Annotated in this window: 12 protein-coding genes and 1 pseudogene; 8 read left to right on the top strand and 5 right to left on the bottom strand. The window is 45.0% G+C overall.

All coding sequences use genetic code 11. The features are described 5' to 3' along the window. Positions 1–81 precede the first annotated feature (81 nt). Together NIES593_RS05410 and NIES593_RS05405 are read right to left on the bottom strand one after the other, a co-directional pair. The gene (locus NIES593_RS05410) at positions 82–1,389 is read right to left on the bottom strand and encodes a glutamate-5-semialdehyde dehydrogenase (RefSeq protein WP_073598608.1); all 1,308 of its coding nucleotides are present in this window, start codon (positions 1,387–1,389) and stop codon (positions 82–84) included. Between the two features lie 53 nt (positions 1,390–1,442). Further along, positions 1,443–2,363, bottom strand: a complete 921-nt coding sequence (locus NIES593_RS05405; protein WP_073598607.1) for a Sll0314/Alr1548 family TPR repeat-containing protein — start codon at positions 2,361–2,363, stop codon at positions 1,443–1,445. Between the two features lie 122 nt (positions 2,364–2,485). On the opposite strand from NIES593_RS05405, the gene NIES593_RS05400 reads away from it, so the two are divergent. From NIES593_RS05400 to NIES593_RS05385, 4 genes and pseudogenes are all read left to right on the top strand, one after another. Beyond that, the gene (locus tag NIES593_RS05400; protein WP_073598606.1) at positions 2,486–3,145 is read left to right on the top strand and encodes an ABC transporter ATP-binding protein; all 660 of its coding nucleotides are present in this window, start codon (positions 2,486–2,488) and stop codon (positions 3,143–3,145) included. 14 nt (positions 3,146–3,159) lie between these two features. After that, on the top strand, positions 3,160–3,909 hold the full coding sequence (gene rsmG, locus NIES593_RS05395) for a 16S rRNA (guanine(527)-N(7))-methyltransferase RsmG (RefSeq protein WP_073598605.1): 750 nt from the start codon (positions 3,160–3,162) through the stop codon (positions 3,907–3,909). 50 nt (positions 3,910–3,959) lie between these two features. Then, entirely contained in the window at positions 3,960–4,298 is a 339-nt protein-coding gene (gene petJ / locus NIES593_RS05390; RefSeq protein ID WP_425432529.1) for a cytochrome c6 PetJ, read from the top strand. A gap of 105 nt (positions 4,299–4,403) precedes the next feature. Next, positions 4,404–4,547 (top strand): annotated as a pseudogene (locus NIES593_RS05385) (MAPEG family protein); the annotation flags it as partial. A 73-nt stretch (positions 4,548–4,620) separates the two neighbouring features. On the opposite strand, the gene mgtE reads toward NIES593_RS05385, so the two are convergent. Continuing rightward, complete coding sequence (gene mgtE, locus NIES593_RS05380; RefSeq protein ID WP_073598602.1) at positions 4,621–6,027, bottom strand: magnesium transporter; 1,407 nt, start codon at positions 6,025–6,027, stop codon at positions 4,621–4,623. Between the two features lie 226 nt (positions 6,028–6,253). On the opposite strand from mgtE, the gene NIES593_RS05375 reads away from it, so the two are divergent. From NIES593_RS05375 to NIES593_RS05360, 4 genes are all read left to right on the top strand, one after another. Beyond that, entirely contained in the window at positions 6,254–6,565 is a 312-nt protein-coding gene (locus NIES593_RS05375) for a DUF5132 domain-containing protein (RefSeq protein WP_073598601.1), read from the top strand. A gap of 16 nt (positions 6,566–6,581) precedes the next feature. After that, entirely contained in the window at positions 6,582–7,208 is a 627-nt protein-coding gene (locus NIES593_RS05370) for an HMA2 domain-containing protein (protein ID WP_073598600.1), read from the top strand. 367 nt (positions 7,209–7,575) lie between these two features. After that, the gene (locus tag NIES593_RS05365; RefSeq protein WP_073598599.1) at positions 7,576–10,476 is read left to right on the top strand and encodes a valine--tRNA ligase; all 2,901 of its coding nucleotides are present in this window, start codon (positions 7,576–7,578) and stop codon (positions 10,474–10,476) included. Between the two features lie 91 nt (positions 10,477–10,567). Further along, the gene (locus tag NIES593_RS05360; RefSeq protein WP_073598598.1) at positions 10,568–11,056 is read left to right on the top strand and encodes a hypothetical protein; all 489 of its coding nucleotides are present in this window, start codon (positions 10,568–10,570) and stop codon (positions 11,054–11,056) included. Here NIES593_RS05360 and NIES593_RS05355 read toward each other — a convergent pair whose 3' ends face one another. Then, positions 11,057–11,728, bottom strand: coding sequence for an HAS-barrel domain-containing protein (locus tag NIES593_RS05355; protein WP_073598597.1), 672 nt, complete (start codon positions 11,726–11,728; stop codon positions 11,057–11,059). 78 nt (positions 11,729–11,806) lie between these two features. Continuing rightward, complete coding sequence (locus tag NIES593_RS05350; protein WP_015145410.1) at positions 11,807–11,998, bottom strand: NAD(P)H dehydrogenase subunit NdhS; 192 nt, start codon at positions 11,996–11,998, stop codon at positions 11,807–11,809. Between the last annotated feature and the right edge of the window lie 161 nt (positions 11,999–12,159).

Here is a 12,159-nt window from a genome sequence, read left to right as displayed (position 1 = left end):
AAGAGACGTGGTCGCTTCGCGGTTTGTTTATCGGTCAGCATCCATTCCCACCTCGCTGGAGGGTGGGGAATTCTGCTAACATTATGTTAAATCTCGATGGGTAAAAGATTTAGCATTTGCTCGTGTATAATCAGCAACAATGTGACCGTTACCTGTAATTTGATATTTGTAAGTGACAAGTCCTTCTAAACCGACTGGTCCTCTGGGAGGCATTTTTTGGGTGCTAATCCCTACTTCTGCACCGAAACCGTAGCGGAAACCATCGGCAAAGCGAGTCGAACAGTTGTGAAAAACGCCCGCAGAATCAACTTGACTGAGGAAACTTTCAGCAGCAAAATTATCTTCAGTAGCGATCGCGTCGGTATGTTTTGAACCGTAAGTATTAATATGTCCTATCGCAGCTTCTAAGGAATCTACCACTTTAATCGATAAAATCAGATCGCAATATTCGGTCTTCCAATCCTCTTCAGTTGCAGGGGCAATATTGAGAAATTCGCGAGTAATTTCATCGCCTTTTAATTCTACTTTGTGGCGACCTAAAGCTTCTGCTACTTTGGGCAAAAATTGGGCAGCAGTATCTTTATGCACTAATAAAGTTTCTATGGCATTACAAGCAGCAGGATATTGAGTTTTAGAATCTACTGCAATCTCTACTGCTTTCTCGATGTTAGCTGCTTTATCGACATACAAATGACAAATCCCGTCGGCATGTCCTAAAACGGGAATGCGAGTATTGTCCTGCACGTATCGCACAAAATCGTTAGATCCTCTGGGAATGATTAGATCGACATATTCATCTAATTTTAATAGCGCCTGAATTTCTTCTCTAGTCGCGAGCAATTGAACGGCGTCGGGATTGACTTTGGTATTTGCCAATCCTTGTTTAATAACTTTAACTAAAGTTTGACAAGATCGAGTGGCTTCTTTTCCCCCTTTGAGAATTACGCCATTCCCAGATTTAATTGCCAAACTAGTAATTTGAATTAACGCTTCGGGACGCGCTTCAAAAATAATGCCTAATACGCCTAAAGGACAAGTAATTCGCTTGAGAATTAATCCCTCATCTAATTCTCGATGAATTTGTACTTGCCCGACGGGATCGGGAAGTTTTTTCACGTCTCTTACCCCGTCAATGGTTGCTTTTAGTTTTGTTTCGCCTAATTTTAATCGCGCCAACAAGGCTTTGGAAATGCCATCTATTTGTGCCTGTTTGCAGTCGGCTTCGTTGGCAGCAATAATTTCTGGGGCTGCGGATTCTAACGATCGAGCGATCGCTTCAATGGCGCGATCGCGCTCTTGGCTGGAAAGCGTTGCTAATTGACGCGCGCTGTCGCGGGTTTTTTTAGCAATTTCTATTAGAGAAGGGGATTCAATGGGAGTCGCAACCATAATCAATCATTTCGCGATTAGATCTCTATCCTAATACAGCGGGTTATCCCTATTTAAGAGCGATCGGCTTGAAACTCGTTCATTTCTTTCTCAAGTACTTTACGTTCGTGCCGAACGGCAATTAAAACGGCTTCAGGAAGTTGTGCTTCTTTGGTGAGGGCTCGATCGAAATAAGAGAAGGCTTGTTTCATGAGACCGAGATCTTTATTTTGCTTGCCCTGCTTGCGGAGAATTTGTCCTTTGAGATACTGCAATTCTGGGTTTTCGGGGGCAGTTTCTAGCGCTTTTTCGGCAAACTGTAAGGCTCGATCGTACTCTTTTAAATCTCGATAGGCGACGGCGATGCCGCGATCGACGAGATAATCGGGAGAAGCATATTTCTCGAAGCGAGCGATCGCTTGTTCGGGACTGGAAAACGGCAGATTGACCGATAAAATTAAATCTAAATAGCCTTTGATTAAATTCAGTTCTGGATCGTCGGGAGCGCTTGCTTCTGCGGCATCAAGGTATTGAAAAACCTGTTGAAGCTTCGTCAGCGCACTGACGGGATCTTGTTGTTGCGTGTAGATATAAGCTCCTTCTAGAAAGTGACCGACGGCGACGTATAGATTTCCTCGCACCGGATTTTGATCTTTTAACCGTTCTGCCGTTTCTATGGTCTTGCTTGCATAGGTTTTCAGCGTTTCCCAATCTTTCTCGGTGTAGGCGATAGATGCCCGCATGGCATGGGCGAGGGGTTCGTTAGCTTCTTCGGTGTTATCCACTTCAATCAGGTAATTTTTCGCCTCTTTATAGTTTCCCTGACGAAAAATTGCTTCAAAGGCTGCTTCGGTTTTTTCTCCTATATTCTCAGGATTGGTTTTGCGAAAGGGATCGCCTGCTAGGGTTGGATTTCCCCACAGACTCAGAGCGATCGCAGTTGCTACAGAAAAAGTCACGGAAATTTGTCTTCGTGTCGTCAGCCGCGCTTTCATGGTTTTCTCCAAGAAATCATAGCAAGTTTGATGGGGATTAAATTTAATGACTCGATGCTATCAAAGAATCTGTCACAATTGAGAAAGGCTAGAATGACTCTTTTATATAAGTTAGCGCGTTAATGCTATATCTAAAAAATCTGGTTTATCATCCTCCTGCCACGTCTACACCAATACTCAATGGTATTAACCTGGAATTAGCTCCCCAAGAATTAGGATTGGTTATCGGACCGAGCGGTTCCGGTAAAACGACGCTTTTGGAGATTTTGGCAGGATTGGCTGAGAAAACCCAAGGTGAGATTCTTTGGCGCGACCAAGAATTGACTCCTCTACACTTACAACAATTAGCAGGTTTAGTATTTCAGTTTCCTGAGAGGCATTTTTGCGGGGGGACGATTTTAGAGGAATTGCGCTTGGGTCATCCCGAATTGGGACGCGATCGCATCGAGGAAGCGCTTCAAGAGGTAGGATTAGAACATATACCGTGGAATACTCCTCCCCACTCCCTCAGCGGCGGTCAGCAGAGACGGCTTGCCCTAGCCGTACAGCTTATTCGTCAGCCTAATTTATTGCTGTTGGACGAACCTACGGCTGGATTGGATTGGTCTATGCGCCGTCAGCTAGCCAAACTACTGGCAAAACTCAAAACTCATTGGACGCTATTAATCGTCAGCCACGATCCTGGCGAGTTATTGCCGATCGCCGATCGCTGCTGGAAGATCGATCGTGGCAAACTCGCGTCTGTCAAACCAGCAGAGCTATTAGTTCATTCTTCAAGCTAAATTTTATAAGATTTATGATAGATCGAATACAACAGTTGCCAGTACTAGGAGAAGTTTGGCAAACCACTTTGGGCTGGCAACCCAACAAAAAACAGCAAGAGCAATTTCAAAAATTGTATGAAGAAATTATCATCGGAAACCGTCAATTTAATCTGACTCGCATTACCGAACCTAGGGAATTTTGGGAGAAACATCTCTGGGATTCTCTTGCAGGATTGAGCGGATTGGAAATTGCTAACGAACTAGAGGCAGGTCAACCTCTTTATGTTATCGATATTGGTACTGGCGCCGGATTTCCAGGAATTCCCATCGCGATCGCACTACCATTTTGGACGGTTACGCTACTCGATTCTACTCGCAAAAAAATGTTTTTTTTGAGTGGTCTAATCGCCAAATTAGATCTTAAAAATATTCAAACTTTAATCGGTAGGGCTGAAGAAATCGGACAAAATCCTTTACACAGACAAGCTTACGATCTCGCTCTCCTTCGGGCAGTAGGAGAAGCCACTGTCTGCGCTGAATATGCTTTGCCGCTTTTAAAAATTGGAGGTTTGGCAATCCTCTATCGCGGTCATTGGGATCGGAAAGATAATTTGTCCTTACAGTTTGCCGCAGAAAAACTCGGTGGTAAAATTGAACGAGTTACTGAATTCGTAACGCCTTTGAGTCAAAGTATTCGTCATTGTATTTACTTGCGTAAAATGTCACCAACTCCCGAACAATTTCCTCGTGCTGTTGGTATTCCTGTGCAAAAACCCCTTTAAAGGGAATTTTTTAGGTAATTAAATTGTGCATGTAAAGGAGATCGATTATCTTGAAGCAACTCCTAATATCCCTTTTAATTTTTCTCATAGTAATGACGAGTGGATTGAACGATCCAGCAATGGCATTAGATACCATAAATGGAGCTAAAATCTTTAATGTTAATTGTGCCGGCTGCCATCTAAATGGCGGCAATATTGTAAGGCGTAATAAAACCCTCAAAATCAAGGCATTGCAGCGCAATAAAATGGACTCTTTAGAAGCTATACAAGATATAGTGGCTAATGGTAAAAATAATATGTCTGCCTATCGCGATCGCTTGACAAAACAAGAAATAGAAGATGTAGCTGCTTATGTTCTGGAAAGAGCTAAAAATGATTGGAAAAGTTAAGCTATAATTGACTGGTGACCTTTTTGAAAGATTTGTAAGATTTTAAAAAATTCTCTTTATGTGTCTGGTCAAAATCAAAAATAAATAGTTATTTAGGAGAGAATTATGTCACCTTTTCCCAGGTTAATAACTGTTTTAACTTTACTGGTTTATTTAATATTAACAATTAATGTAGGTCGAGCAAGAGCAAAATATAAAGTCATGCCACCTGCAACGACAGGAGATCCCAATTTTGAAAGAGTTTTAAAGGACTTTGGCATCGTAGCTACTCTTAAAATCCGGGGATAAAAACTATTTTTAAACTCCAAATTCTGAATTTTTTTTAGTTTAATTGTAGGAATAGATCGGCTATGTAAAAATAAACGAGAACGCCTAAAACATCAGCAATTGTGGTAATAAATGGAGCAGACATCATCGCCGGATCGAAACCTAAAAAAGTGAAGAGGAATGGCAGGGCGGCTCCAGCAACCGTTGAGAAAATGGAGAGAAACAAAAGGCTAACTCCGACAATCAGGGCGATAAGAAAATTTCCCTGGAAAAAGTAAGCCCAAATGACTGCTCCTAGTCCCAACACCAAACCCAGCAAAGTTCCTGCTACGGCTTCCCGGTAGACTACCCAAAGAACGCCGCGATCGCGAATAGCTTCGGTATTTAACCCCCGAATCACGACGGTAGAAGACTGACAGCCGATGTCGCCTGCCGTATCATTTAAGAGGGGAATAAAGGCAGCTAAAACAACCACCCTCTCTATCAGTACTTCCTGCCCTTTGATAATAATGCTAGCGAGGGCAGTGGTCAAAAGGACGATAATTAGCCAGAGAGCGCGTTGGCGAACCATCCCCATTAGAGAACTGCGAAAATAGCGATCGCCCCGCGATTGAACGCCGCCAAGGGCGTGAATGTCTTGTGTCGTTTTTTCGTGCAGAATATCGATCGCGTCGTCAACGGTTACAATTCCTACTAAGCGATTCTCTGTATCGACTACGGGTACGGCTAGAAAATCATAGCGTTGCAGCAAGCGGGCAACTTCTTCTTGAGGCGTATCGGTGTGAACAAAGATAAGATGGCGTTCCATTATTTCGCCGATGGTTTGTTCGGGTTGAGCCGTCACCAAAGTTCGTAAGGAGAGATGTCCGGTTAAGCGATGCAGCGCATCGGTGACGTAGAGAGAATAAATCGTTTCGCTAGTCGGCGCTAGGCGGCGAATCGACTCAAAAGCTTGCTCTACCGTCCACTCTTCTTTGAGAGAGACATATTCTGGGGTCATGATACGACCTGCCGTATCGGGTTTATAACCCAACAGCAAAGCCGTTGATTGCCTCTGCTGGAGAGTCATGTGTTCTAGCAGACGGCGGACAACTTTTGCAGGCAGTTCGTCAAATAATTTAGCGCGATCGTCGGGCGACATTTTGTCCACGATATCGATGACATCCTGTCGCTTGAAGTCTTCGATCAATGCTTGCTGGACGCTAGAATCCAGATACTCGTAAACCTCGATCGCCTTGTCTTTAGGAAGTAAACGAAACGCGATCGCCTGAATTTTTTCTGGCAATCCCTCAATCGCCTCAGCAATATCTGCGGGCTGTACGGGCATTAGTACTGTTTTAGCAGCTTCTAAGTATCCTTCTTCAAGTAGGATTTTTAGTTCGGAGCGAACTAACTGCCGCAGTTCCTTGCGAGAGACTAAGGGGTTGGAGACAGATGGATTAGAACTAGAATTTCCACTCAAGACCGCCTCGGTAGGTAGTTAAAAGCTGCAATTACCACCAAAATTTTAAAAGACTTTTGATGATTATTTGCGAGTAAGATGAGCGACTCAGCAAAACTTTATTTTTTCCCAACCTTTGCGATGGGGACTAGACCAAATGAAGATGATCTAATTCAGATAGATGTATTACGATATATCAGGTGTAGCTACAAAACAAACGAGAAATTCTCGATCGAGGAGGGTAAAGATGGCGTTAAAAATTGGTAATTTCTTTGAAGAGTTAGGCGAAACCCTAGGAATTCCCGGCATTGTAGCCGGTCTCGGCGCTATCGTCCTTGCTCCGGTCGTCATTCCTGCTGCTGCTAAAGTTGGCAAACCCGTGGCTAAGGCTGCTATCAAAGGTGGTATTCTTGCCTACGAAAAAGTGAAAAGTACCGTTGCAGAGACGGGCGAAGTGTTTGAAGATCTTATAGCAGAAGTTCAGGCTGAAATGGCTGAGGAGCAATCTCAACAAGCTCTCGACCCCGACTCGGCATCATCCAATCCTGAAGCCAGCTAAAAGGAATTTAGCTACAATGCACGCTAATTGTCGAGGTACGGTGATGGATGATAACAACAAAGCGTCACAGCTAACTCAAGCAGTGCCTACAACAAAACTATCCCCCGTTCGCGCCCAGATAATCAGTCAGAGTCCGGGGCGAGTTCGCTTTCGAGTCTCTCATCCGCACCGTCAAAAACGCCACATAGAACCAATTACCGACGCATTGAAACAGCGTCTTGAGATTTATCGAGTCAGAAGTAACGTTGACAGCGGCAGCATCACTGTATACCACGCCAAAGAACACAGCACTTTTGAAGATATCCGCGCTCTTTTACGAGATTTGGGTGTTATTATCCTCGATGTTACTGGCGAAGAAGCGGCTATTCCTAGCGGAAAATCAGCAGCAGCGGCACAAGTAACGAGCGTTGTTAGCGATCTCGACCAGCGCGTTAAAGAGCTTACTAATGGAGCTGTCGATCTGCGGTTTCTCGTCCCCCTCGGTTTTAGTGCTCTAGCCCTGCGGCAGTTGCTTGCCAAGGGATGGCAACTCGAAATTATTCCTTGGTATGTTCTAGCTTGGTATGCTTTTGATAGTTTTGTCAAGTTTCATTACACTAGCGAACCGGAACAGAATGTTAAAGGAAAAGGCGAGAGAATTTAATTTCTTTTCATTCGATCGAAGGTAGAAGGTCAAACTCTTAACGAAAGATTTAATGGATAAAGTGGCTTTAAAGAAGCTACCGGAGATTTAAAGGTTGCCAAAAGTTTTCAACTATTTTGACTTCAGATTGATAAAAACATATTTAATCCTAAGGATGGATTCACAGAAAATCTATTAGGAGACTAAAACCATCGAGTTATGCTTCGATCGCTAGCTCTTAAATTAGCGTTCGACGATTATTTAACTCTACTTTAGAGAAAATCATCTTCGATCGCGATCGGGGATTGAAGGAAAGGTAGTAAACTGGATAAGTGAAACAATTTTTAATATCTGTCAAAAACTATAAAGCCTGGTTCGCATTTTTTCGATGACCGCAACTTTACCAATCCTGCCAACCCAGTATGACCCGAAAGCAACAGAAGCCAAGTGGCAGCAGCACTGGGAAGAAAATCAAGTTTTTCAAGCCAACCCCGATCGCGGTGGCAATCCCTATTGTATCGTTATCCCGCCACCAAACGTAACGGGAAGCTTGCATATGGGACATGCTTTCAATACAGCGTTAATGGATGTCTTGGTGCGCTATCATCGCATGTGCGGTTACAACACGCTGTGCCTACCAGGAACCGATCACGCTAGCATTGCCGTGCAGACGCTCCTAGAAAAGGAGCTAAAGCAAGAGGGGAAAACTCGCTACGATATAGGACGGGAAAAGTTCTTAGAGAGAGCTTGGCAGTGGAAAAAAGCATCTGGCGGCACGATTGTCAACCAACTCAAACGCTTGGGACTCTCAGCAGATTGGTCGCGAGAAAGATTTACCCTAGATGAAAGTCTATCCCGCGCAGTAAAGCGAGCTTTTATCCAACTCTACGAAGAAGGACTCATTTATCGAGGCAATTATTTAGTGAATTGGTGCCCGGAATCTCAGTCGGCAGTATCCGACCTAGAGGTCGAAAGCAAAGAAGTAGACGGGAATCTGTGGCATTTTCGCTATCCCCTAACCGATGGGACGGGTTATGTTGAAGTGGCAACTACTCGCCCCGAAACCATGTTGGGCGATACGGCAGTAGCAGTGAACCCCAACGACGATCGCTACAAGTCCATTATCGGCAAAACCTTGACGCTGCCAATTATGGGGCGGGAAATTCCTATTATTGCCGATGAATTGGTCGATCCTGAATTCGGAACGGGTTGCGTGAAGGTAACGCCCGCCCACGATCCCAATGACTTCGAGATGGGCAAGCGCCATCAACTGCCGTTTATCAACATCATGAACAAAGACGGTACCCTCAATGAAAATGCGGGTCCGTTTGCCGGAGAGGACCGCTTTGTCGCCCGCCAAAATGTGGTTAAGCGACTAGAGGAAGATGGTTTCCTGGTGAAAGTGGAACCCTATCGCAACGCGGTTCCCTATAGCGATCGCGGGAAAGTGCCCGTCGAACCCTTACTATCAACCCAGTGGTTTGTCAAGATAGAACCCTTAGCCAAAAAAGCCTTGACCTGTCTCGACGAAGAAAACTCGCCGCGATTCGTGCCCGATCGCTGGACGAAAGTTTACAGGGATTGGCTAGTTAAAATCAAAGACTGGTGCATCTCTCGTCAGTTGTGGTGGGGCCATCAAATTCCAGCTTGGTACGTCGTCAGTGAAACCAACGGAGAAATTGCAGACCACACTCCCTTCGTGGTTGCCTACAGCGAAGAAGAAGCGCAGGAAAAAGCCAAACGGCAATACGGAGACGAGATTCGGTTAGAACAAGACCCCGACGTTCTCGATACTTGGTTTTCGTCGGGTTTGTGGCCCTTCTCGACGATGGGATGGCCCCAAGAAACCCCCGATCTCAAAACCTATTATCCAACAAGCGTTTTAGTCACCGGGTTTGACATCATCTTCTTCTGGGTTGCTCGCATGACGATGATGGCAGGACATTTCACCGGTCAGATGCCGTTTAAAGACGTTTATATCCACGGCTTGGTAAGGGACGAAAATGGCAAGAAAATGTCTAAATCAGCCAATAACGGCATCGATCCCTTAATTTTGATCGATGAATACGGTACTGATGCACTGCGCTATACCTTGATTAAGGAAGTAGCAGGCGCAGGTCAAGATATTAGCTTGCAGTTGAATCGCAAACTGTACGAGCTAAAAGTTATCGAGCGGTTTATAGAAACATCGCCAAATAAATCGCGATCCGAAACGATCTCGGAGTTGCAAAAAAAAGTTTTCCCGAATAAGTCAGAATCAGAACTCGGATCGATGTTATCGGAGTTGGCAAAGTTATCAGAGTTGACAAAAGCGTCGCCGATGTCGGAGTCGGTAGAAGCCTCGCGCAACTTTGCCAACAAGCTCTGGAATGCCGCCCGCTTCGTGATGATGAATCTGGACGGGCAAACGCCCCAACAGCTAGGACAACCCACAACGGAGGCGTTGGAATGGTGCGATCGCTGGATTCTCTCGCGCTTTAATCAAGTCGTCCGGCAAACCAGAGACTATATCGAAACCTACGGACTCGGAGAAGCGGCGAAGGGACTCTATGAGTTTATCTGGGGAGACTTCTGCGACTGGTATATCGAACTGGTCAAATCTCGTCTAAGAAAAGACGCGCAAGCCGAATCTCGCCTCGTCGCCCAACAGACTCTAGCCTACGTCCTCGAAGGAATCCTCAAACTCTTGCATCCCTTCATGCCTCATATTACCGAGGAAATCTGGCATACCCTGACGCAGTCAACCGATGAAGTGCTTGCCCTACAAGCTTACCCAGAAGTCGATGCAAGCGCGATCGACAGGGAATTAGAACAATCCTTTGAACTACTTATCGGTACGATTCGCACCATTCGCTATCTGAGGGCTGAAGCAGAAATTAAGCCGGGGGTGAAAGTTCCAGTCATTCTTCAGAGCGAAAGCAATGAGGAACGTTCTATTCTAGAAGCTGGTCGAACCTATATTCAAGACCTAGCCAAAGTCGATCGATTAACCATCGTACCTGTCCTGGAAGAAGATGCGGAACAAGTCATTGCGGGCGTTGTTGGAACTATCCAGGCATTAATTCCTCTGTCTGGAATCGTAGATATTGACGCTCTCATCGCTAAACTGGAGAAAAATTTGAATAAAGTGGAGGGAGAGATAAAATCGCTAACGGCGCGTTTGAATAATCCGGGTTTTGTTAATAACGCTCCTGCGGATGTCGTCCAAGGAGCGAGAGAGTCTCTAGCAGAGGCTCAAAAACAATCTGAAATTCTGCGCGATCGCTTGCAACATCTAAAAGAACTTTAATGTCTTATCTTGTCAGTTGTCCGCTATTCTCCAATTACGTAGACGTAACGTGTTATGTCTCATCATGACTTCTGCCCCTGACCGATAGGTTATGTTATACCTAGCCCAAGTCACCAAAAATATAGCTTCTGGCACAATAGAACTTCAGTTACTTGCTTACCAAAAATCCGATAGTATTTGGGGGATAAGTAACGCAGAAATCATACCTATTGGCGGAGAAAATTACCTCAGCGAAGGTTTGTTAGTTTTAGTCGAACTCGACGAACGCGGGCAAATTATCGAGCTAAAAAATGCCAAAGACTGGATAGTGAGTTTGATTCAACAGTATATGAGCTGTAGTTCGATTACTCCCGAATTCGTTCGACAAGAACAAGCCAGAATCGAGCAGTGGCGGCAGGAGATAACGGCACAAAGTTTAGAGTTAACCCGTCGCTATCTAGAAGTAGAAACTCAACGAGAACACATTCAAGAGCTAGAAGCCAGTCTCAAACAAGAAAAAGAACAACTCGAACTTCGTGAGAAACAGCTCCAGCAATTAGAAGCCAGCCTCAAGTCGGATAGGAACGAGCTAGAATCCTAGTTAAGCCAATCTGATTTGACTGAAAATGTATCGCAAGCGATCGTAGTCATCTTTTAGCAAGACATTTAGGCTTCTCCCAACTTTTACCAGCCACTCGCGATCGCAATTGCGCAACTGATAAATTTCCCGAATCGCTGCCGCCACTAAAGCTTCTGCGGGTACGTCGCTAACTTGCAGCAAAATTCTTAAAAAATCTAATTCTTCGCTAAAGTAAACGATTTCTGAGGGATCGCAACGATAGACGGCTTGATGGATTTGGGGAGGACGAGGGGGCAGATACTGATAAATTTGTCCGCGACTGTAACTATGACCGTTGACAGCCAAAGGAGGGGCTTCAAATCCCAGAATCGCCACGCGAAACTCCGTTTTGAGCATGGCAAAAATCTGCGGTTGTTGTTCTCGCAACTCCGCCAAAGATAATCCCAAAGCCACTGCTCGATGCACCGAATCAATGGGAGAAGTGGTAACGTAGGTGACAACCCCAACAATTTTGTTGCCCGATTCTTCGTCGTGCGCCTTAACCCAACTTCCAAAAGGCGGCATCGCTGGAAAGTTTAAATCTTCTGGTTCTAAACATTGAGCCAAAAATCCCGTCGTTGCCGTTTCTATCACCTCGGCAATATGGTTGGGATGGCGATTGTCGGTAGAAAATTGAGGTAGGGGAAGCCGCATATCAGTAATTAGTAATTGGCGATCGGCGATCGGTAATCAGTTGTTTGCCCATCCCGTTAACCAATCGCTGACCAATGACTATTTCTTCTTACCCGCCGTTAGCTCGACCTCTTCTAATTCTGACAGGTTGAAAGTCACTAATTTATCCCAGTTGCCGCCTTCGAACAGGACTGCGACTTGACCGTCGCCAACTCTTTGTACCAGTCCTTCAAACAGGTAGTAAGTATCGTCGGGATTGATAACGCGAACGGTTGCACCTGGCAGAATCATAATCTACTTTTAATTAATCGCTACAGGTTTACTTTACATTAGCTTATCTCTATTCGCGTGCGATCGCTATTGCAGTAGGATTTAAAAAAACCGCTAACCCCTTAGAGAGATTGAACGCCAATCGGAATCGCTCAAAAATCGATCGCGACAAAACAGATGTT

The sequence above is a fragment of the Hydrococcus rivularis NIES-593 genome (assembly GCF_001904635.1).
In the GTDB taxonomy this organism is placed as follows: Bacteria; Cyanobacteriota; Cyanobacteriia; order Cyanobacteriales; family Microcystaceae; genus Hydrococcus; species Hydrococcus rivularis.
Note: the sequence above shows the minus strand (reverse complement) of the source record. Positions and strands in the feature narration are given on the sequence as shown.